The following is a 20358-nucleotide window of genomic DNA, read 5'->3' as shown; positions in this document are numbered from 1 at the left end:
GCCCATTCGGGCAACGCCATGACCGTGGTGCTGCTGGTGTTCGCCGCGGGCATCTTTGCCGGTATTTTCTCGGGTACCAAGATGGTCGATGCATTGGCCCAGACGCTGGTGGACTGGATTCCGGAAGCGTGGAGCCACTGGTTCCCGCTGGTGGTGGCGCTGACCAGCATGCCGCTGACCTTCGTGCTGTCCAATGACGCGTACTACTTCGGCGTTGTGCCGATCCTGGCCAATGCCGCGGCCGCGTACGGCATCGACCCGGTGGAAATCGCCCGCGCCTCGGTGCTTGGCCAGCCGGTTCACCTCATGAGCCCGCTGGTGGCCTCGACTCTGCTGCTGGTGGGCATGGTCGACAGGGATATCGGTGATTTCCAGAAAGCCACCTTCAAGTGGGCCGTGCTCACTTCTCTGGTGATCACTGCGCTGGCACTGCTGACGGGCGCCTTGTCCTTCATGGTTTGAAGCACCCAGGGCGCCGCTCGGCGCCCCTCTGACTCACCCAAGAACAACAACAGAGTAACCATCATGTCCCGATTTCTTTTCCGTGGGGCCACTTGTGGCCTGCTGTGCGGCTGGCTGCCTGTGGCCGGTGCCGCCGGTTTCATCGAAGACAGCAAGCTCAAGCTGCAGTTGCGCAACGTGTATTTCAACGAGAATTTCCGTGACGAGCAGGGTATGAGCGCCCGCGCCGCCGCCACTGCCAAAAGCGAACGGGTGGAATGGGCTCAAGGCTTTCTGCTCGATTACCAGTCTGGCTTCACCCAAGGCACCCTCGGCCTGGGGCTCGACGCCTTGGGCCTGGTCGGCTTCAAGCTAGACTCCGGCCGTGGGCGCAGCGGCACCGGGCTGTTGCCAGTGCATGACGATGGCCGCGCGGCCGACGAATTCGCCAGCGCCGGTATCACGGCCAAAGCCCGCCTGGGCAGCACCGTGGTCAAGCATGGCACCTTGCTGCCCAAGACGCCGGTACTGGTGTACAACGATGCGCGCCTGCTGCCGCAGACCTATCAAGGCACTCAGCTGACCAGCACCGACATCGACAACCTCACCCTTACCGCCGGCCACCTGGATCGCTTCAAACAGCGCGATTCATCCGATAGCACCGGATTGTACCTGGACGGGTATGGCGGCCCAGCGTCTGGCGACTTCAGCTTCGCCGGTGCCGATTACACCGTCAGCAAGCAACTGCGCCTGAGTTATTTCCACGGCGAGCTCGAGCATTTCTACCGCCAGGACTTCGCCGGGCTGGTGCACGACCTGCCGCTGGGCGGCGGCGTGCTGACCACCGACCTGCGTTACTTCAAAAGCCGCGACAGCGGTACCGCGTATGGCGGTGGCATCGACAACGACATGTTCAGCGGCCAACTGTCGTACGCCCACTCCGGGCATACCGTCGGCGCAGGTTACCAGGTGCTCGATGGTGAAGCGGGGCTGCCGTATATCAGTGGGGCAACGGTCTATTCGTTCAGCAACGTCGGCATCGGCAAGTTCATCGAAGAGGAAGAGAAGACCTGGATGGCCAGCTACGCCTACAACTTCGCTGCCGCCGGGGTACCGGGGCTGACCTTCATGACGCGTTACCTGAGTGGCGACAATGGCCGCTCAGGTGACGAGGGCATCAAAGAATGGGAGCGTGACGCCGAGATTGCCTACGTGGTGCAGGGCGGGCCGCTGAAAGGGCTGGGCGTAAAGCTGCGAAACTATGTGTATCGATCAGATTTCGCCCGCGGCCGAGACAGCAATCGCCTTTACCTGACGTACGATATCGCCATCTGGTGATGGCGCAGGCCGGACAAGATATCCGGCCCTGAACCGCCTGAGGCGCCGTGGCTCAGCGGCGCAGCAGGCGAGAGACCACCAGTGTGACGGCGGCGGTGATGGCCAGTGCGGCGAAGGGCTTTTCCTTAACGAACGAGGACACCGTGTCCAGGGTGTCGCCGTAGGTCTTGGTCACCTGGCCTGCGGCCTGACGCGCATCGCCTTCGGCTTCCAGCGCCGGGTCTTCGACCAGGCGACCTACGGCGCTTTGCGCCTTGCCAGCCAGGTCCTCTGCTACACCTTCGATCTGTTCGCGTTTCATGATGGCTTAGTTCCTTCCTGTGAGCGGCTTTGGGTTAACAGCACAGGGTTAGGGCGGTGAATCGCCGCAATGGTTCAAAGCGACTGCTTGTCACCTGCAGGTGATGCGCGCCGGCGAAGGGTCGCACCTGGCATGAGCGCGCGAGGTTAGCGCGCCTTCTTTTCGAGGATCCGCGCCCCGGTCCCTTCCTTGCCCAGTACATCCTCGGGGTTGCGCAGCGGGCAGTCTTCCAGCGACAGGCAACCGCAGCCAATGCAGTTGTCGAGGCTGTCGCGCAGTGCTTCCAGTGTGCGAATGCGGGCATTCAGGTCCTCGCGCCAGGCCGTGGACATCTCGCTCCATTGTGCTGCCGTGAGCTTGCTGTTGGGGGCATAACGGCTGAAGGCCTGTTTGATTTCCTCAAGCGGAATTCCCGTGCGCTGGGCCACCTTGATGATCGCCAGGGTACGCAGCACCAGCGAGGGATAGCGGCGCTGGTTGCCTGCCGTGCGGACGCTGGCGATCAGCCCCTTGGTTTCGTAGAAGTGCAGCGCAGACACCGCCACGCCGCTGCGCTTGGCCACTTCACCCACTGTGAGCATCCGTGTGTTGTCCGCTGCCATACGAATCGACCTGAAGTTAAGTTGAGTTTTTATAAGCCGGCCCGGTCGGCGGCGCAACCGTTTTTCCGGGTCATTGGGGTATGGCATGACGGCATTCGCCCTTGCCCATCACTTTCCAGCTGTTGGCACGTTACCCAAAGCCACGACGCACGGTTCTCACTTCATAGCCCAACCCTTCCAGATAGGCTTTTACGAGCGCTGTGCGCCAGAACTCAGGCTGATAGTGGCCGGACCAGTCGTCGACAATAAATACCCCCTTCTCATAGGCGATATAACCCGCAGCGCTAACGTTATTGCTGGCATTGAAATTCCACATTTCAGCGCCGCTGGCGTGAGTATTCAAGAGGGCGTCAGTAGAGGCGCCGAAGACGACCAGGGTCGTTTCGTCGCCTTCATTTATGAGGGTGTATTTGTAAATGAGTGATGGGCTGAATTTTTTGGCGCTATTGTTGTCGTTGATAATATTGATGTCTACGATGCCCTCGCTTATAAAGCTTTTGGCATCCTTGAGTTCGGTTTTAAGGTGTTTGGCTTGGTTGTTAGAAAGTAAGTGGCCCGTATTGGAGGGTTTGAATCGTTTGCTATAAGTCTTGCCTATCTTGATAGCGGTCTGAACAAATGTATTGATTGCGTTTTTTCCGCTAGGGTCTTGTGCGTTGACTGGGTTGTTCAGGCAGTAGGCATAGGCGTTTATGCCGCCTTTGAGGAAAGGGCTCTGGTGGTCTGGGCTGATGAATCGCATCAAGCGTGGGATGAATATTCGGTACCCGTTTCCGAGTGCGTAACCGTTCACCGCAGAAATGTAAAATTCACCATTGAACCCCACTGCCCCGGTCGGCTCCGCGTTGGCGTTTCGAAACCCATAGGGTGTGTAGTTTGCTGGCTGGCCTGTTGTTGGGTCCGTGGATGTTCGTACGGCGCCATGTTGGTCACGGGCCTGGCTTTCCGAACGGGGTGCAATGGCCGGATCGTGTTTTTTACGGGGTGTCGAAGTTTTATGCGTTGACATATCTCTGACTCCGTCAGATCTGGCACTTGGCATCAGTGATTACCCATTAGCCATTCGTGCTGTTTCGACGTCTTTTCGCTGCCAGGCCTGCAGGCTCCAAGTAAGGTGAGCTCCTAGAGGTACCTAAGGCGCCGGCAAATTTTTTAGTGCGCGAGGGCGCAACGTACGCACAAAAGCAGATTGGTGAGACTCAATCGTTCGTGGGATACGCTGCCTCCGATATTAGGTTTTTTGCCGGGCACGAATACGCTAGAGACGTGCTGCATAGCCTTTAGAAGGCTTATTTTCCCTCAAGCTTTTTACTGCTATGCCGAGCGACTCAAGATGGGCTTGCGCGGGTTTCAACTGCTCAAGCGAAGGCATATAGTGTCCGGAATGGGTGTCTAACGTATAACCGTTGCCGTCTTTTATGATGCCCCCTGCACTGACAACGTCACTCTTGGTTCCGGTTATCCCTTGACCAAGATGGGCGATGCTTGGATGGCTGGGTTCATCTGCGCTGTAACTGCCTATGAAGAAATTTCTATCGCGTGTAAAGACAAATTTATGTTTGAATTGAGAATCGTTAAGTCTGAATAAGCTGGCGGGATTTTTGACCAGGGTGATGTGGGTTGTTTGATTTTTTATTGATTGGATTGCGAGCTTTACGTCCTCACTCAACTCATCGGCATACCAATTGCCAAGTGCTTTCCAGTGATTGGTGTTTTCTGTCCTCGATGATAGATTTTTCTTAAATCTGACCACTGCCAAGGCTACAGTGCCCGCCGTCTTGAATCGGGATTTTCCGCTAGGGTCCGTTGCATTGATTGGGTCGTTCAGGCAGTAGGCATAGCAATTTAGACCGCCACGATCGAAAGGGCTCAGTGTGTCTGCGCTTATGAATCGCATCAAACGGGGGCTATAGATTCGGTGTCCATTACCGAGGGCGTAGCATTCCCTTAGGGTAGATAGAGGCTCGCCATTGTAGCCTAAGATTCCGATCGGCTGCTTTTCGGCGTTACGATAGCCATAGGGCAAGTAGTTGTTTGGCACGCGTTTTGGTATATGCCTGGAGTAAGTGTCTGTAGACATGGTCTTGAGGAACCCAAGCTGAAGGAGGTATGAGTGTGCCTCACAGGCCACAAGTTCGACACTGATAAAATTGTCAGGTGATTCCGGTTTAACGATGTCGTGATTGCCTCGCGCTACCACTTCAACGTCTATCAGCAGCCAGGGGGTGCCATCAACATTCCGCTGCCATGCCTGTTGACCTCAAGTAAAGTTGAGCTTTTATAGTCCTGCCCGATCTTCCCTGCAACCGCTTTCCCTGTGATCGGAGCTGTGCATGAACAAACGGACGTTACTGGCCTGGGCCGGCGCTGTTGCCGGTGCGCTGGCCGCTGCCTATGCGCTGGTGGGAAGCGGCTCGGCGCCGCCCGCTGCGGCGGTGTGGCCGGCGACCAAGGTGGCGCTGGCCACGGCCGAGCAGGTGCAACTGGCGCGGCAGCGCTTTGCTTCGGGGGAGTTGGAGGCGGTCAACCAGGTGCAGGTGGCGGCCGAGATGCCAGGGCGTATTACCCGCATCGCCTTCGAGTCGGGGCAGACAGTAGTGGCCGGGCAGTTGCTGGTGCAGCTCAACGACGCACCCGAGCAGGCCCTGCGCGTGCAGTTGCAGGCCAGGTTGCGTAACGCTGACGTGGTGTTGCAGCGCAGCCGCAAACTGCGCGCGATGAATGCCGTGTCGCAAGAGCTGCTGGACAACGCCGCCACGGCCGTGGACGTGGCCCGTGGTGAGCTGCAGCATGTCGAGGCGCTGATCGCGCAGAAGGCCATTCGCGCACCGTTTGCCGGCAAGCTCGGCATCCGCCGTGTGCATCAGGGCCAGTACCTGGGCGCTGGCGAGACCATCGTCAGCCTGGCCGACATCAGCCAGTTGCACGTGAACTTTGCCTTGGGCGAGCAGGCCGCCCCCGAAGTGCACCCCGGGCAAGTGCTGACACTGACGGTGGACGCGGTGCGTGGGCAAGACTTCCAGGCCCGGGTGGTGGCGGTCGATCCGGTGGTCAGCACAGCACGCCTTGTGCAGGTACAGGCGGCCTTGCCGAACCCGCAAGGGCAGTTGCAGCCGGGTATGTATGCCGGCGTGCGGCTGGATGCTGCGCAGCCGTCGACCGTGCTGGCCGTGCCGGAAACCGCGATCACCTACACCGCCTATGGGCAGACGGTGTTTGTCGCGACCCAGGACCCGCAGCATGGCACCCGGGTGAGCCGGGTGCAGGTAACCACCGGTGAGCGCTGGCAGGGGCGGGTGGAAATCACCTCCGGCCTGACGCCCGGTGACCGTGTGGTGGTTTCCGGCCAGCTGAAACTGAGTGATGGCATGCCGGTCGAGCCAGTGGCGCAGGACAGCCTGCAGGCCAGCCAGGGAGGGCGGCAGTCGTGAGGTTTACCGACGTCTTCGTGCGCCGCCCGGTGCTGGCGCTGGTGGTCAGCAGCCTGATCATCCTGATGGGGCTGTTTGCCATGGGCAAGTTGCCGATCCGCCAGTATCCGTTGCTGGAAAGCTCGACCATTACCATCAGCACCGAGTACCCCGGTGCCTCCGCCGAGTTGATGCAGGGTTTCGTGACGCAGCCGATCACCCAGGCAGTGTCGTCGGTCGAAGGCATCGACTACCTGTCCTCGTCGTCGCAGCAGGGGCGCAGCCTGATCACCTTGCGCATGGTGCTCAACCGCGATTCGACCCAGGCGCTGGCCGAAACCATGGCCAAGGTCAACCAGGTGCGCTATCGCCTGCCGGAAAAAGCCTACGACCCAGTGGTGGAACTGTCGGCAGGTGACTCCACTGCCGTGGCCTATGTGGGGTTTGCCAGCGACAGCCTGTCGATACCGGAACTGAGCGATTACCTGTCGCGGGTGGTGGAACCGCAGTTCTCCGGTATCGACGGCGTGGCCAAGGTGCAGTCGTTCGGCGGGCAGCGCCTGGCCATGCGCCTGTGGCTGGACAGTGAGCAGATGGCCGGGCGCGGGGTGACGGCGGCGGACGTGGCGCAGGCGGTACGTGCCAACAACTACCAGGCAACGCCGGGCCAGGTGCGCGGGCAGTACGTGCTGGCCGATATCCAGGTGGACACCGACCTGACCCGGGTCGAAGACTTCCGGGAGCTGATCATCCGCAACGATGGCACCGACCTGGTGCGCCTGCGCGATATCGGCACCGTCGAGCTGAGTGCTGCGGCCACGCAGACCAGTGCAACCATGGACGGCAAACCTGCCGTGCACCTGGGGCTGTTCCCTACGCCCAGCGGCAACCCTCTGGTGATCGTCGAGGGTATTCGCCAACTGCTGCCACAGATCCAGCAGACCTTGCCGCCTGGCGTGAACGTGGCGCTGGCCTATGAAACCGCACGCTTCATCGATGCGTCGATCCATGAAGTGCTGCGCACCTTGGTGGAGGCGATGCTGATCGTGGTGTTGGTGATCTGGCTGTGCCTGGGTTCGCTGCGCAGCGTGCTGATTGCGGTGGTGGCCATTCCGCTGTCGATGCTGGGGGCCGCGGGCCTGATGTTGATGTTCGGTTTCAGCCTCAACCTGCTGACCCTGCTGGCGATGGTGCTGGCCATCGGCCTGGTGGTGGACGATGCCATTGTGGTGGTGGAAAACGTGCATCGGCATATCGAGGAGGGCAAGTCACCGGTCGCGGCAGCATTGGCCGGGGCGCGGGAAATCGCCGGGCCGGTGATCGCCATGACCCTGACCCTGGCGGCGGTGTATGCGCCCATTGGCTTGATGGGCGGGCTGACCGGCACGCTGTTCCGTGAGTTTGCCTTGACCCTGGCGGGGGCGGTGATCGTGTCCGGCATTGTGGCACTGACCCTGTCGCCGGTGATGAGCTCGCTGTTGCTGCAGCCCGGTCAGCAGCATGGCGCCATGGCCGCTCTCGCCGATCGGTTGTTTGGTACGCTGAGCGGGGCCTATGGACGGGTGCTGGCGTACACACTGGCACACCGCTGGATCAGCGGCGGCGTGGCGTTGCTGGTGTGCCTGAGCCTGCCCTGGCTTTACCTGCTGCCACAACGCGAGCTGGCGCCGCCCGAGGACCAGGCGGCGGTGCTGACCGCCATCAAGTCGCCGCAGCATGCCAGCCTCGAATACGCGGAACGCTTTGCGCTGAAGCTCGACCAGGTGATGAAGTCCATTGCCGAAACCACCGACACCTGGATCATCAACGGTACCGACGGCCCGGCCGCCAGTTTCGGTGGCATCAACCTCAGCGCGTGGCAGGTGCGCGAGCGTTCCGCCGCACAGGTGCAGGCGCAGTTGCAGCAGGCTGTTGCGGATATCGAGGGCAGCAGCATCTTCGCCTTCCAGGTCGCGTCGCTGCCGGGCTCCAGCGGTGGCCTGCCGGTGCAGATGGTGCTGCGCAGCGCCCAGGATTACCCCGAGCTGTTCCAGACCATGGAAGTGCTCAAGCAACGCGCCCGCGACAGTGGCCTGTTCGCCGTGGTGGACAGCGACCTCGACTACAACAACCCGGTAGTCAAGGTTCGCGTGGACCGGGCCAAGGCGGCGAGCCTGGGCATCAGCATGCAGGCCATTGGTGAGTCGCTGGGCGTACTGGTGGGCGAGCAGTACCTCAACCGCTTCGCCCTGTTCGGACGTTCTTATGACGTGATCCCGCAGAGTATCCAGGACCAACGCCTGACGCCTGCGGCGTTGAGCCGCCAGTATGTGCGCGCCGAGGATGGCAGCCTGGTGCCGCTGGCCACGTTGGTGCGCCTGGATATCGAAGTGGCACCCAACCGCCTGTTGCAGTTCGATCAGCAGAACGCCAGTACCCTGCAGGCGATCCCGGCCCCGGGTGTATCTATGGGCAACGCCGTGGCATTTCTGGAACAGCTCACCGCCGAGCTGCCACCGGGCTTCAGCCACGACTGGCAATCGGAATCGCGCCAGTATGTGCAGGAGGGCTTTGCCTTGATGTGGGCATTTCTCGCCGCCCTGGTGGTGATCTATCTGGTGCTGGCGGCGCAGTACGAAAGCCTGGTCGACCCACTGATCATTCTGGTGACCGTGCCGCTGTCGATCTGCGGTGCGCTGCTGCCGCTGGCGCTGGGCTGGGCCACGCTGAACATCTACACACAGATTGGCCTGGTGACGCTGATCGGCCTGATCAGCAAGCATGGCATTCTGATGGTAGCGTTCGCCAACGAGATTCAGGTGCGCGACAACCTTGATCGTGCCGCCGCCATTGTTCGTGCGGCGCAAATACGCTTGCGGCCAGTGCTGATGACCACGGCGGCGATGACTTTTGGCGTGCTGCCACTGCTGTTCGCCAGCGGCGCCGGCGCCAACAGCCGTTTCGGGTTGGGGGTGGTGATTGTGTGCGGGATGCTGGTGGGGACCTTGTTCACCTTGTTCGTGCTACCGACGATCTACGCTTGGCTGGCACGCGATCACCGGGTGAGCACGGCGCGGGCGAGGCAGTTGGTCGAAGCTGAAAGGCAACTGGGGGCGCTTTAGGCGCAACGGCCTGTTCATCAGCTGAAAGTTGCACCATCCCTGTACGAGCAGGTTCAGGCGGGGGAGCGGTCGCGGCGCATCTGGGTGACCAAGGTAAAGCGGTCATCCGGGTGCACGGTCTCTGAGACCGCCATCAGATCACCATTTTCCTCGCGGTATTGGCGGATGATCTTCAGCCCCGGTGAGCCCGCCTCTGCCTTCAGCGCCCTGGCCATTTCCGCTGTCAGCAACACCGCGCGCACCCGCTGGTCGACCACTGCGATTGCCCGGCCATAGTGCTGTTCGATCAACCCGACAATGAGTTGGTCGGGGTGCTCGCGTGCCAGTTCGATGACCGCGGTGTAGTCGCGCGGCGCATACACGTCGGTCCAGCCCAGCGGCGCGGCAGGGTGCTGCCTGTCGACGCGGAGGCTCGATACGCAGAAGTAATGCTCCCCCGGCACCAGCCCTAGCCTCGCCGCCTCGCTCAGGTCGGCGACAAAGTGGCGCACGTCCTGGATTTCCCGCTGCTGGGTGTCTGCCAGTTGCGCCAGGTCAGCCACCCTGGCTGACGACTGCGAATAGCCGCCGCGCGGGCTGCTGGCCTCCACGCGTGTGCCCACGCGCTTGCGGCGCGACACCAGCCCTTGGGTGAGCAACTGGTCGATAGCGGCACGCACCGTGTGCCGGCTCACATTGTAAAGGTCGCACAGTTCGAACTCGGTCGGCAGCAGGCTGCCTACTGGGTAGCGGCCGCTGGCAATCGCTTGCATCAGGTCCTTTGCCACGGTGGAGTAGCGCGTCGGGTTCATACCTTTGCTCGGGCTCGCCAATTTCATCGGTTGACAGTGTAACAGCGGCCGAATGCCGAACGCTCCGGTCGCCCACAGAGGTCGATACTGCCTTCAATGCTGCTGTCTGGCCCGCAGCAGCAACGCTGCAAGGGCACACCCGACCAATGCCAGGCACGCCAGGTAGAACGCATCACTGTAGGCCATCAGGTAAGCCTCTCGTCGAATGGTCGCCGCCAACGCTTCCAGCATTTGCTGCTGAGGCGGCAGCCAGCTTTGCACCGTCTGGTTGATACGCGCCTGCACGCTTGGCTCGAACAGCGTCACCTGCTCGTGAATGCGCTCACTGTGAAAGCGTTCACGGGTCGCCACCAGTTGCGTCAACCCGGCCGTACCGATGGCGCCACCGAGGTTGCGCAACATCGAGAACACCGCCGAGGCTGAGCCGGCTTCACGCTTGTCCAGCCCGGCCACCGCCAGCACCGATAACGCAACCATGATGAAAGGCTGGCCAATACCGCGCACCACCGTGGACGGGATGATCACGTTGTCGGCACTGTCGGCGCTCAGGCCAGCCCCCAGCCAGCAGCCCAGCGCCATGATCAAAAAACCGCTGGCGACCATGAACTTGGCACTGGTCCAGCCCATCAGCCGGGGCATCAACGGCGCCAGCAGCAACTGCACCACGCCATAGGCGATCAGCGCCACGCCCACGTCGTGCGCGCTGAACCCCTGCAACTGCGACAGGTAGTTGGGCACCAGGAACACCAGGCCGAACGTGGCAGCGCCAAAGATGAACATCGCCACGCTGGCAACGCCGAAGTTGTAGTGCCCGAGCAAGCGCAGGTTGATGAACGCGCGCTGGCCGAACAGCTGGGTCACCACGAACACCACCAACGCAATGGCAGCGACCACGCTCATGCCGACAATGAGCGGCGAGCCGAACCAGTCCAGCCGACCGCCTTCTTCCAGCACGATCTGCAAGCCGCCCAGGCCGATCACCATGGCCGCGATACCCAGCCAATCACCTTTGCGTAACAGTTCGAGCTTCATCGGCTTGGCCTCGATCGACCAGGCGATGGCCAGCAGCAGTGCGATGCCGGGGAAAAGTTGCAGATAGAAGATCCAGCGCCACGAATAGGCATCAGTCAGCCAGCCGCCAATCGACGGCCCGGCGGCCTGCGCCACGCTGTTGGCCAGGCTGAACAGCGCCATGCCCATGGCCATCTTGCTGGCCGGCAGTTCGGTGATGATCAACTGGAACGACAGGGGAATCAGCACCGCGCCCGCAGCCCCCTGGATCACCCGGATTACGATCATCGCCTCCAGGTTGGGCGCCCAGGAACAGGCTACCGAGGCGATCAGGAATATGAGCGAACCGGTCCACATCACCCGTCGCAGCGAGAACACTTCCACGAGCCAGGCCGTCAGTGGAATCATCACGATTTCCGCCACCAGGTAGGCGGTGGAAATCCATGAGCCTTCCTCGAAGCTGGCACCCAGCGAGCCGCGGATTTCCGGCAGGGCGGCGCTGGTGACATGCACGTTCATACCCGCCATGAAGCAGCCGAACAGGCCGCCAAGCACCGCTACCCAGGCACGCAGCGAGACCGTTTGCTCAGTGCGCATCGGCGACCTCTGCGGGGCGTGTGTCGACTGTACTGACCACCGACATGCCGGGCAGTACCTGCGGGCCATCCAGCGGTTTGTCGAGCAGAATGCGCACCGGGAAACGCTGGACGATCTTGGTGAAGTTGCCGGTGGCGTTGTCCGACGGCAGCAAGGCGAAGACATTGCCCGAGGCTGGCGAAAAACTGGCCACATGGCCATGCAGTGGCTGGCTGGCGAAGCTGTCGACATGTATTTCTACCGGTTGCCCAGGGCGCATGCGGGCCAGTTGGGTTTCCTTGTAGTTGGCCACTACATAGGCCTGCTGTAGGGGCACCACAGCCAGCAGCGGCTGGCCCGGCACCACGTACTGGCCGGTGCGTACGCGGCGTTGGCCGACCACGCCGGTGATCGGCGCGCGGACCACCGTGTCCTGTTCGTCTTGCTCGGAAAGCTGTTGGTGGGCCAGGGCGCGTGCCAGGGCCGCTGCCCGTTGTTGCAGCTCGGCCTCGGCCTGGGCTGACCGGGCCTTGGCCATGGCCAGTTGAGCGCGTTGCTGGCGCAGCGCGGCCTGGGCACCTTGCCGCGCGGCTTGTGCCTGGCTGGCATGGGCGCTGGCGGTTTCCAGGCGCTGCATGGTCGCTGCATCGTCACGCACCAGGCCACGGTAGCGTTGGACATCCAGTTCACTGCGGTGCTGTTCGGCGGTGGCGCTGCGCACGACGGCCTCAGCCTGGAGGATGGCTTGCTGTTGCAGGTCGATGCGCTCGGTCGCTACCTGTTGGCTGGCCTGGGCGGCGGCCAGTGCCGCCTGTGCCTCGGTCACGCCAGCCCGGGCCTGGTCGAGGCGGGCGCGGTAGTCGCGGTTTTGCAGGCGCACCAGCACATCACCGGCTTTCACCGGCTGGTCGTCAGCCACCTCGACCTCGGCTACGTAGCCCGCCACGCGTGGGCTCAGGGCCACCCAGTCGGCGCGGACGTAGGCATCGTCGGTGGTTTCCAGGTAGCGGCCGGTGCTGAACCAGTAGCTGGTTAAGGCCAGCAGGGTGATTGCGGCCAGGCTGCCGCTGGCGATGACTGCCAGGCGGCGACGGGTTCTAGCGCTTGCCAGCTGTTCAGTTTCGGCGGGTGAGGGTTTGTCTACGGCGACATTCATGGTTGGTTTCCATTCTCGAATTGGGGCTGCTGGCCGTCCGTTGGGGGAGCAACTGTCTTGCTCAATTTCTAAAAGCTGGCGTGATTGGGAGCGGGCTTGCCCGCGAACACGGGCGAAGCCCGTGCCATCCACCGCGGTGTATTCTTCGCGGGTAAACCCGCTCCTACAGTGGGCGGTGCTCGCTGCTGGTCTTGCTTCTCGCTACCACCGCCCTCCCAGCGCGCGGAACAGGTTTACCTGCGCTTGCGCCAGGCGCCCTCGGGCTTCTGTGTGGCTGGCCCGCAGGCTGATCATTTCGCGCTCGCTGTCGAGCAGGGCCAGCCCGTCCACGGTGCCGGCACGGTAGTTACCCTTTGCCAGGGCAAAGCTGTGCTGGCTGTGCGCCAAGGCTGCGTCCAGCGCCTGCAACCGTTGTCGCTCGCCGTCGTAGCGGGCCAGTGCCTGGCGCACGTCCTTCAGCGCGCTCAGCGCCACGCCGTGGTAACGGGCGACCTGCGCCCGCTGCAATGCCTCGGCCTTGCTCACCCGTGCGCGGTTGGCCTGCAGGTTGGGAAATTCCCAGCGGATCAGCGGGCCAATGCCGAACATCACCGCGCGGCTGGCGCCGAGGTTGGCAAGGTGATGGTCCGAAGACGTCAACGAAGCGCCGAAGCTGACCTTTGGGTAAAGGTCAGCCCGCACGATGTCGGTCTCCAGGGTGGCCGCTTGCAGTTCCCGTTCGGCCTGGCGCACATCTGGCCGGCGTTCGAGCAAATGCCAGCCATCGCCAGCCGGCAGCGGCGCCGACAGTGTGGGGATGGCTACGCAGGTCGTGGCTTCGGCCACCGAGGCCTGGCCACTGAGCATGCTCAGTTCGTAAAGCGCCATCTGCCGCCGGGCTGAGAGCATCGGCAGTTGCGCACGCACCTGCTCCCGCAAGCCCAACAGGCGCTCGCTGTCGAGGGCAGTGGCCACACCGGCCTGGCGCTGACGCTGGCTGAGTTGCACGCTGTGGTCGAGGGTTTGCAAGGCCTGCTTCGCTGCCTCCAGACGCGCCGCGTAGGTGCACTGGTCGATGTAGGCGCGGGTGGTCTGGGCGACCACCTGCAGGCGTACCAGGTCTAGCGCCGCAGCGCTGGCTTCGGCTTGCACCCTGGCACGTTGGATGGCGGCGCGTACCTGGCCCCAGATGTCCACCTGATAGGCCAGCTCGATGCCCGGGTTGAATTGCCATTGCGACGGCGCGTTGCTGTCGGTCGCCTCAGCCAGCGTCTGGTCATCGGCGCTTCTGCCATAGGTAGCGGCAACGCCCATGGCGGTAGACGGCCAGCGCCTGGCGTCGAACTCGCCGATGCCGGCCAGCATGGCCTGCACGGTGGCCTCGGCCTGTGCCAGGCCTTGGTTGTGCGCCAGGGCTTGCTGTACCCAGCGGTTGAGTTGGGGGTCTTGATACAGTGCCCACCAGCGTTCGGGCAGGGGCTGTTTGCTGACGCTGGCCGGCATGTTCGCCAGCGGGTCTGCCTGCAGCGCTAGAGGGGGTTCGGCAGGCGTGGGTTGGTGGCCGCACGCCGCGAGTGCAGCGAGCATGCCGAGGGCTGTGGCAAGCCGGGCAGGGCCGGGAAATGAGTGCAGTAAGGGCATCACGATTGTCGCTCAAAGGTCGTGATGCGAGGTTAACGAGGGTTGCATGGGCGTCGCTGTCGCAAGCGGGACAACCCTGCGCGCAAGCGGGACAACCTGAGGCTTAGTACTCGCGTGCGGTACCGTTTTGCCAATCACTCGGCGCATGGCCGAGGATACGCTTGAACATGGCAGTAAAGGCACTGGCGCTCTGGTAGCCGTGCTCCAGCGCAACGTTCAGGATCGGCTTGCCATCGGCCAGGCACTGCTGGCTGAGCATCACCCGGGCACGGGCGCGCCATTGGCCATACGACATGCCCACCTCGCGCTGGAACAGCCTGGCCACACTGCGGGCACTCATGTTCAGTTGTGCGCCGCATTGCTCCAGGGTCAGGTCCTGGGCCGGGTCCTGCAGGAAGCGCTCGCACCAGGCACGCAGGCGTGCGTGCTGCGGCGTCGGGACGAAGGCATCGATGCGCCGGGCGGCGGCGAGTTCGTACAGGATCAGCGCCCGAGCATGCGCACCGTCGCGCAGGTTCAGCACCCGTGACGCAGCCAGGATCAGTTCGCGCAGCAGGCCAGACACGACGATGACCTGACAGCGTTCGATGTGGGCGTCGAGCAGCAAGGTGCGCATGCAGACCACGCCTTCCATGCGGATGGCATGGCTGACCCCGGCGGGCATCCACAAGGCATGCCCGCCGGGGATCACCCAGCTGCCGCCCTCGCTGCTGACCCGCATCACGCCGCTGGCGGCGTAGATCAGTTGGTCTTCGGCGTGGCAGTGGCTGGCCACTTCATCGCCGTGTCCGTAGTCCATTTCCAGTGCTTGCATGCAGGTCACCCTCGTTATTGGATCCAATTATATCGAGGCGGACCTGTGCCGGGTTGCGAAGTGTGGGCTGCAAGCGAAGTGCCCTGGTTACAAATGGCGATAAGACGATTTTTTATGGTTAATTATTGCTTTGAAGTCGGAAACTTAAGCTTGAAATTGGTGAGTGTTGTTAAATCCAGACATCGCTCTCTGCTGTGCGATCCCCCCCTTCATGACCGGTATTCAGAATGCCCCGCGGTTCGATCATCATCAGTTTCGCTTCGCCTTGCGCAGCGGTCCGGTGCTCGACGCCGCGTGGCACCACATAGAGTTCCCCAGCGTTCACATGCACGCAGCCATCCGGCAGGTCGATACGCAGGGTGCCTTCCAGCACCAGGAATGCTTCGTCGGTCTCCGGGTGCGCGTGCCAGATGAATTCGCCTTCGATGCGCACGACCTTGAACTGGTAATCGTTCATCTCGGCAACGACCCTGGGGCTCCATTGCCGTTCGATAAGCGCTGCCTTGTGGACCAGGTTCACTGGCAGGGAGGAGTGTGGGTGACGGGACTCAGGCATGACAGTTCCTCGGAAAGTGGAGTGGTCAGCCTATCGCGCCGGGCGAGTCCGGTTCTTGTACGATCCTGCAAGCCTGCTCCCACGGGATACGCGGGCGCCTGCGGTAACTCAGCGTAACGCTCGCAAACGCTCCAGCCAGCGTAAGGGCGGTACGCCGTAGCAGCGGGTGAAGTGCCGGGTCATGTGGCTCTGGTCATGAAAGCCTGCGGTAAGGGCAGCGTCGACCAAGGTAAGGCCATCCAGGATCATTCGGCGAAAGCTGTCGAGGCGGCGCAGGGTGACAAAGCGATAGGGGCTGGTGCCGTACAACGTGCGAAAGTCACGCGACAGGCTCCAGCGTTCGCGGCCGCTGGCCTGTTCCAGCATGTCCAGTGTTATGCCCACATGCAGGTGCTCCATGATGAAGGCCCGGGCGCGTTCGGCTGCCTGGTAATCCAGGCGCTTGCGCCCACGCGGCTTGCCGCCGACGGCCCGCAAGGCGATCGCCAGGTCATACAGTGCGTCCTGTTCTTCCAATGGCTCCAGCGCGTGGTCCACTGCCTGCACGAACGCTTCGCTGGCGTGGTACAGGCGAGGGTCGCTGGACAGCCCGCCAGCGATGAAGGGCAAAGGCTGACCACCCAGCACGTTCTGGATCAGTGCCGGGGCGACGTAGGCCATGCGGTAGCGAAAGCCTGCGTCGGTGCCGGCCATGCCGTCATGCAGTTCGTCCGGGTGCAACACCAGCGTGTTGCCCGGTATGCCGTGGCGCAGCGAACCCTTGTAGTGGAAGCTTTGCACGCCGGCCAGCGTGCGGCCGATCGAATAGGTATCGTGGCGATGCGGGTCGTAGCCGTGGCTACCGAACCAGGCTTCGATACGCTCGATACCGCCCGGTTGGGCACTACGGATGACCCAGTCGGACGGCAGTAGGGGCTTCGCTTTACGGGCCATCGCGGTGAGTGCCTCCTGCTCACGCCCGGGTGGGCAAGCTCATGTGCAGCAAAGGGAACGGGCGACCTTCGCCATCCAGCGGTGAACGGCCGGTCTGGACGAAACCATAGCGCTGGTAGAACGCTGTTGCCTGTGGGTTCTGCTCGTTGACATCGACACTCATCGCACTGCGTGACTGGCGGCCGAAATCCAGCAATGCACGGCCAATGCCCTGGCGGTGGTGCGCTGGGTCGACGAAGAGCATTTCCACATGGTTTTCATTGAAGCCGATAAAGCCCAGTGGCTGGTCATCGGTGTCTACCGCAACCCACAGCTCGACCGCCGGGAAATACACGTCGCGCAGCTGTGGCAACAGTGCGTCGATGTCGGAGGGTTGCAGGAAGTGGTGCGTCGCGCGAACAGCACGCAGCCAGATGTCGAGCAGCTGCGTGTAGTCTGCAGCGATGCCTTGGCGAATGATCATGGTGTCATCCTGAGTGTATTGATGGCGGATGGGCGCGCCAGTGAGCGGCGGCCATGCAAGTGTCGGCATCATGAATGACCGCTTCGCGAGTCAACGCCTGGGCGGTGCACGGCAGGGGAGGCCGGAAGGGAAGAGCGCGGAAGATTACCCCGGTCGCGCAGTAGGGGGCAATGGCGATTGCAGAGGGTGCAGTGCAGGTTTCGACTCGGCTAGGATGCATGTCGATGCCGGAATTGAACCCGAACAACAAGCACGGCCCGGGAGCACCCATGAACCGCAACGAACTGCGCAAAGCCGATATCAACCTGATGGTGGTGTTCGAAGCGCTGATGCAGGAACGCAACCTCACCCGTGCCGCGGAGAAGCTGTTCGTCGCCCAGCCCACGGTCAGCGCCGCGCTGGCCAGGTTGCGTGCGATGTTCAACGACCCGTTGCTGGTTCGAGTGGGCAACCGCATGGAGCCTTCGGCCAGGGCCGAAGAGGTGATCAAGTACCTCACGCCAGCCTTGGATGCGATGTCTGTCGCCCTCAGCATGACCCATGATTTCGACCCGCTGACCAGCAAGATGACCTTCCGCATCGGCTTGTCCGATGATGTCGAGTCGGGCCTGCTGCCGCCGCTGTTGCGGGCGCTGCGGGTGGAGGCGCCGAACGTGGTGGTGGTCGTGCAGCATGTGGACTATTGGCGCATTCCGGACCTGCTGGCGGCGGGCGATGTGACGGTGGGTATCAGCCAGACCAAGGGCCTGCCCGCCAATGCCAAACGCAAGGTACTACGCACCCTGCAAGCCAGGGTAGTGCGGGCCGACAAGTCCAGCACGCCGCTTTCACTGGATGAGTTTTGCCAACGCCCGCATGTCCAGGTTTCGCCAACCGCCAACACCCAGGGTGTGGTCGATGACTGGTTGAAAGACATCGGCCGTGAACGCAAGGTGGTGTTGTCGGTGCCGCAGTTCAGTTCGCTACCGGCGATTCTGGCCGGTACCGACCTGCTGGCCTGTTGCCCGGACTATGCCGCACAGGGTATGGAACGCTGGGGCAACCTGCAGGCCGAGACGCTGCCGTTCGAGACTGCTGCACTGGAGCTGGCCATGGTCTGGTTGAGCACCACCGACAGCGACCCGGCCGAGCGTTGGCTGCGTAGTCGCCTGGAGCACTACATGGGCGGACTACGGGAAGCGGTCATGGGATGATGGCTTTGCATCGTGCTGCAACTGGCTGCCGATGAAGTGAAGGTGTCGCAAATGTACCCGCGCGCCGGGTGCAGTTTGATCAGTCACTTTCGTTGGCCTTTTGAGGTGCAGAGCGCTTTCGTGGTTTTCTCGCCGGCCGCTTGCCGGGCTTGAGCTGCCAGCGGTCGGCGTTGGCGAGCAGGCGTGCCTGGATTGCGGGTGGGTAGTCGTTCAGGGTTGTCACGGGGGGGACCGGCTTGCCGGGCATGCCGGCCTCGCGGATGACCTTCGGCCAGCGCGGTCGCCAGCACAGCAGCAGGCTAAGCCAGTGGCCGGTGCCGATGATGACGAACGCGGGCCAGACAAACAGCAGCGCAACTTTGAACAGCCAGCTGCTTTTGCGGAGGAAACGCCCAAGGCCTTCGAACTGGGCGCTGAATGCCTGGACGGGTGAGGGTAGCTGGGTGCTCAGGCGGGGGCGGGGGACGGCGTGTGGGCCTTCTTCCATGTAACGGCGGATGAATTCCCACTCATCACGCAGTTCGCTGCCGCCTTGGCCTTGTTTGCCCAGCAGGGCCATTTCCATGTGGGGCAGGCCGGTGCGGCTGGGGTGCCAGATTAGGCCGAGTCGTATTCCAACGCTTAGCGAATCATCTTCTGGGCGAATGCCCGTGCTACCGGTTGTTTTCCAGGGGAAGGTGACGATGCCACCACAGTAGCTGGGTCGATGGAGGTGGACCTGTTGAGTTATTCGATTGAAGCGAATAAGCAGATGCCGACTGGTCAGCATTTCCAGTCGCGAGATTTTTACGCCGTACTTCAGGTAAAAATACAATGCTGCTCCTGAAGCTGAAGCCAAGAGAGCTGTAAGTAAGACTGCTATAAAGGAGATTGAGTAAGGTTGGGTGATATCAAGCCAGATGGAACCGACAGCTATGCCGGTTCCGAAAATTATCCCAGGCAGCACTCCGCCGATCGTGACTAGCGTAATGAGGCCGCGCTTCTCTTCTGAACCGCCACAGCGCATTTCCATGTAGGTTTCATTGAATGCATAAACAGGGCCGCGTATGAGGGGGGCTTCACTTACCTGGCAAAAATGAATCTCTTCATTCAGGTCGCCTTCATAAAAATCTCTATGTGCGCGCTTCTCTGCTGGTGTCATCCCTGCTTCGTACGTTCTACGTGCAGCTTCTGGCTGAGTTGCCATCTGCCAGAATCCCCATTCGATAAGATACATTATAAAACCTCGCCGGTAGCAGAATGTAGGGCGCTCAGTTCTTCCTGCTCTTCATAGGGCTTAATATTTTTATGAGTTCGGAAGCAGCTACGTTTGCACCACTTCTCTAACGCGTCATCTTCCAGAATATAGATTATGAGTGTCAGGATGAGTCCGATCCAAAATGCACCCAAGACTAAACGTGCAAGCAGTAGGCGAGCAGCTTGTGTTCCCAGTTTATTGGCGAGCGCGCCCATGGATGTTGTCATCATTCTCACAAGTTTTGTTTTGGCATTCTGAGATAGATGGTCAAAAAGAGGTTTTGCGATTGCAATGGCTGTTCCTGCTTCCGCCAGCGAGATTGTAATAGTTGCCAGTGCCCGCGATGCGTATGCGAGTGCCAGCGTTCTAGGTTTTTTTGTACTTTGTTCGGTAAGGTTTTGCTGGCGGTATACTAACTGCTGAGCCGCATCGGCGAAGTCCCACCAGGCGAGTACGAAACCACCTGTCACAGCTAAACTGGCGCCCCATAGTTTCAAACGCCCTAAAGCGGCCGCTGCTCCTCGTCCGGTCACACTGTTCGCGCCGTACCGCGCGACCACCTGGTCCACATAGCTGGCTCCAACTTCAAAGCCCGCCGCAGCCGTGGTCATCGCGGCCGCCAGGAGTTCGGTCTTCACCCGCGCATCACTGTCAGGCAGTTCGCGCGCTTTGAAGGCCATCAGCATTCCCTCCAGCAGGCACACCAGCCCGGAGACACGCACTTTGTAGAAGTCACTGTTACGGGCCTGCATCAACCCTTCAGCCCAGGCTTGGTCGAGGTACCTTGATACCTGGCCTGCACTGCGTTGTGGGTT

General features: G+C 61.8%; 18 protein-coding genes and 1 pseudogene. 5 read left to right on the top strand and 14 right to left on the bottom strand.

What is annotated here, in order from left to right:
• Together ACF8Q6_RS00095 and ACF8Q6_RS00090 are read left to right on the top strand one after the other, a co-directional pair.
• Positions 1-462, top strand: a 462-nt coding sequence (locus ACF8Q6_RS00095) for an SLC13 family permease (RefSeq protein WP_392498064.1), incomplete at its 5' end; no start/stop codon positions are given.
• Positions 463-525: 63 nt separating this feature from the next.
• Positions 526-1779: an OprD family porin gene (locus ACF8Q6_RS00090; RefSeq protein ID WP_392493853.1), complete on the top strand. Its 1254-nt coding sequence runs from the start codon at positions 526-528 to the stop codon at positions 1777-1779.
• Between the two features lie 52 nt (positions 1780-1831).
• On the opposite strand, the gene ACF8Q6_RS00085 is transcribed toward ACF8Q6_RS00090, so the two are convergent.
• The 4 genes from ACF8Q6_RS00085 to ACF8Q6_RS00070 form a co-directional block, all read right to left on the bottom strand.
• Positions 1832-2080, bottom strand: coding sequence for a CsbD family protein (locus ACF8Q6_RS00085; protein WP_003247275.1), 249 nt, complete (start codon positions 2078-2080; stop codon positions 1832-1834).
• Positions 2081-2226: 146 nt separating this feature from the next.
• Positions 2227-2682 carry a redox-sensitive transcriptional activator SoxR gene (gene soxR, locus ACF8Q6_RS00080; protein ID WP_003247276.1) on the bottom strand — a complete coding sequence of 152 codons (456 nt, stop codon included), beginning with the start codon at positions 2680-2682 and terminating at the stop codon, positions 2227-2229.
• 130 nt (positions 2683-2812) lie between these two features.
• The gene (locus tag ACF8Q6_RS00075) at positions 2813-3691 is read right to left on the bottom strand and encodes an RHS repeat-associated core domain-containing protein (protein ID WP_392493852.1); all 879 of its coding nucleotides are present in this window, start codon (positions 3689-3691) and stop codon (positions 2813-2815) included.
• Positions 3692-3940: 249 nt separating this feature from the next.
• On the bottom strand, positions 3941-4762 hold the full coding sequence (locus ACF8Q6_RS00070; protein WP_392498060.1) for an RHS repeat-associated core domain-containing protein: 822 nt from the start codon (positions 4760-4762) through the stop codon (positions 3941-3943).
• A gap of 253 nt (positions 4763-5015) precedes the next feature.
• Here ACF8Q6_RS00070 and ACF8Q6_RS00065 point away from each other — a divergent pair, with 253 nt between their 5' ends.
• Both ACF8Q6_RS00065 and ACF8Q6_RS00060 read left to right on the top strand, forming a co-directional pair.
• Positions 5016-6113: an efflux RND transporter periplasmic adaptor subunit gene (locus tag ACF8Q6_RS00065; protein ID WP_392493850.1), complete on the top strand. Its 1098-nt coding sequence runs from the start codon at positions 5016-5018 to the stop codon at positions 6111-6113.
• Positions 6110-9193: a MexW/MexI family multidrug efflux RND transporter permease subunit gene (locus tag ACF8Q6_RS00060; RefSeq protein WP_392493849.1), complete on the top strand. Its 3084-nt coding sequence runs from the start codon at positions 6110-6112 to the stop codon at positions 9191-9193. The genes ACF8Q6_RS00065 and ACF8Q6_RS00060 overlap by 4 nt, the downstream gene beginning before the upstream one ends.
• A gap of 53 nt (positions 9194-9246) precedes the next feature.
• Here ACF8Q6_RS00060 and ACF8Q6_RS00055 read toward each other — a convergent pair whose 3' ends face one another.
• The 8 genes from ACF8Q6_RS00055 to ACF8Q6_RS00020 form a co-directional block, all read right to left on the bottom strand.
• Entirely contained in the window at positions 9247-9984 is a 738-nt protein-coding gene (locus ACF8Q6_RS00055) for a GntR family transcriptional regulator (RefSeq protein ID WP_392493848.1), read from the bottom strand.
• A gap of 93 nt (positions 9985-10077) precedes the next feature.
• Positions 10078-11592, bottom strand: coding sequence for a DHA2 family efflux MFS transporter permease subunit (locus ACF8Q6_RS00050; protein ID WP_392493847.1), 1515 nt, complete (start codon positions 11590-11592; stop codon positions 10078-10080).
• Complete coding sequence (locus tag ACF8Q6_RS00045; protein ID WP_392493846.1) at positions 11582-12727, bottom strand: HlyD family secretion protein; 1146 nt, start codon at positions 12725-12727, stop codon at positions 11582-11584. The genes ACF8Q6_RS00050 and ACF8Q6_RS00045 overlap by 11 nt, the downstream gene beginning before the upstream one ends.
• Before the next feature lie 201 nt (positions 12728-12928).
• Positions 12929-14347: an efflux transporter outer membrane subunit gene (locus ACF8Q6_RS00040; RefSeq protein WP_392493871.1), complete on the bottom strand. Its 1419-nt coding sequence runs from the start codon at positions 14345-14347 to the stop codon at positions 12929-12931.
• A gap of 103 nt (positions 14348-14450) precedes the next feature.
• Positions 14451-15161 carry an AraC family transcriptional regulator gene (locus ACF8Q6_RS00035; RefSeq protein ID WP_392493870.1) on the bottom strand — a complete coding sequence of 237 codons (711 nt, stop codon included), beginning with the start codon at positions 15159-15161 and terminating at the stop codon, positions 14451-14453.
• Positions 15162-15330: 169 nt separating this feature from the next.
• Positions 15331-15717: a cupin domain-containing protein gene (locus tag ACF8Q6_RS00030; protein ID WP_392493869.1), complete on the bottom strand. Its 387-nt coding sequence runs from the start codon at positions 15715-15717 to the stop codon at positions 15331-15333.
• 108 nt (positions 15718-15825) lie between these two features.
• The gene (locus ACF8Q6_RS00025) at positions 15826-16650 is read right to left on the bottom strand and encodes an AraC family transcriptional regulator (RefSeq protein ID WP_392493868.1); all 825 of its coding nucleotides are present in this window, start codon (positions 16648-16650) and stop codon (positions 15826-15828) included.
• A gap of 19 nt (positions 16651-16669) precedes the next feature.
• On the bottom strand, positions 16670-17113 hold the full coding sequence (locus ACF8Q6_RS00020) for an acetyltransferase (RefSeq protein ID WP_221101034.1): 444 nt from the start codon (positions 17111-17113) through the stop codon (positions 16670-16672).
• Positions 17114-17382: 269 nt separating this feature from the next.
• Between ACF8Q6_RS00020 and ACF8Q6_RS00015 the strand changes: the two genes are divergently transcribed.
• A complete protein-coding gene (locus ACF8Q6_RS00015) occupies positions 17383-18306 on the top strand; it encodes a LysR family transcriptional regulator (RefSeq protein ID WP_064490993.1) in 924 nt (307 codons plus the stop codon).
• Between the two features lie 79 nt (positions 18307-18385).
• On the opposite strand, the gene ACF8Q6_RS00010 is transcribed toward ACF8Q6_RS00015, so the two are convergent.
• Both ACF8Q6_RS00010 and ACF8Q6_RS00005 read right to left on the bottom strand, forming a co-directional pair.
• Positions 18386-19522 carry a DUF6708 domain-containing protein gene (locus tag ACF8Q6_RS00010; RefSeq protein ID WP_392498056.1) on the bottom strand — a complete coding sequence of 379 codons (1137 nt, stop codon included), beginning with the start codon at positions 19520-19522 and terminating at the stop codon, positions 18386-18388.
• Positions 19522-20358, bottom strand: a pseudogene (locus ACF8Q6_RS00005) (hypothetical protein); the annotation flags it as partial. The gene ACF8Q6_RS00010 and the pseudogene ACF8Q6_RS00005, both read right to left, overlap by 1 nt.

It is taken from the genome of Pseudomonas sp. GLN_2 (assembly GCF_043106005.1).
GTDB classification, from domain to species: Bacteria; Pseudomonadota; Gammaproteobacteria; order Pseudomonadales; family Pseudomonadaceae; genus Aquipseudomonas; species Aquipseudomonas alloputida.
Note: the sequence above shows the minus strand (reverse complement) of the source record. Positions and strands in the feature narration are given on the sequence as shown.

Coding starts and splice junctions, on each gene's coding strand:
- ACF8Q6_RS00055 (WP_392493848.1), bottom strand. CDS start 9,984: ATGAACCCGACGCGCTACTCCACCGTGGCAAAGGACCTGATGCAAGCG.
- ACF8Q6_RS00030 (WP_392493869.1), bottom strand. CDS start 15,717: ATGCCTGAGTCCCGTCACCCACACTCCTCCCTGCCAGTGAACCTGGTC.
- ACF8Q6_RS00085 (WP_003247275.1), bottom strand. CDS start 2,080: ATGAAACGCGAACAGATCGAAGGTGTAGCAGAGGACCTGGCTGGCAAG.
- ACF8Q6_RS00015 (WP_064490993.1), top strand. CDS start 17,383: ATGAACCGCAACGAACTGCGCAAAGCCGATATCAACCTGATGGTGGTG.
- ACF8Q6_RS00025 (WP_392493868.1), bottom strand. CDS start 16,650: ATGGCCCGTAAAGCGAAGCCCCTACTGCCGTCCGACTGGGTCATCCGT.
- ACF8Q6_RS00050 (WP_392493847.1), bottom strand. CDS start 11,592: ATGCGCACTGAGCAAACGGTCTCGCTGCGTGCCTGGGTAGCGGTGCTT.
- ACF8Q6_RS00010 (WP_392498056.1), bottom strand. CDS start 19,522: ATGTATCTTATCGAATGGGGATTCTGGCAGATGGCAACTCAGCCAGAA.
- ACF8Q6_RS00035 (WP_392493870.1), bottom strand. CDS start 15,161: ATGCAAGCACTGGAAATGGACTACGGACACGGCGATGAAGTGGCCAGC.
- ACF8Q6_RS00045 (WP_392493846.1), bottom strand. CDS start 12,727: ATGAATGTCGCCGTAGACAAACCCTCACCCGCCGAAACTGAACAGCTG.
- ACF8Q6_RS00040 (WP_392493871.1), bottom strand. CDS start 14,347: ATGCCCTTACTGCACTCATTTCCCGGCCCTGCCCGGCTTGCCACAGCC.
- ACF8Q6_RS00065 (WP_392493850.1), top strand. CDS start 5,016: ATGAACAAACGGACGTTACTGGCCTGGGCCGGCGCTGTTGCCGGTGCG.
- soxR (WP_003247276.1), bottom strand. CDS start 2,682: ATGGCAGCGGACAACACACGGATGCTCACAGTGGGTGAAGTGGCCAAG.
- ACF8Q6_RS00070 (WP_392498060.1), bottom strand. CDS start 4,762: ATGTCTACAGACACTTACTCCAGGCATATACCAAAACGCGTGCCAAAC.
- ACF8Q6_RS00020 (WP_221101034.1), bottom strand. CDS start 17,113: ATGATCATTCGCCAAGGCATCGCTGCAGACTACACGCAGCTGCTCGAC.
- ACF8Q6_RS00090 (WP_392493853.1), top strand. CDS start 526: ATGTCCCGATTTCTTTTCCGTGGGGCCACTTGTGGCCTGCTGTGCGGC.
- ACF8Q6_RS00075 (WP_392493852.1), bottom strand. CDS start 3,691: ATGTCAACGCATAAAACTTCGACACCCCGTAAAAAACACGATCCGGCC.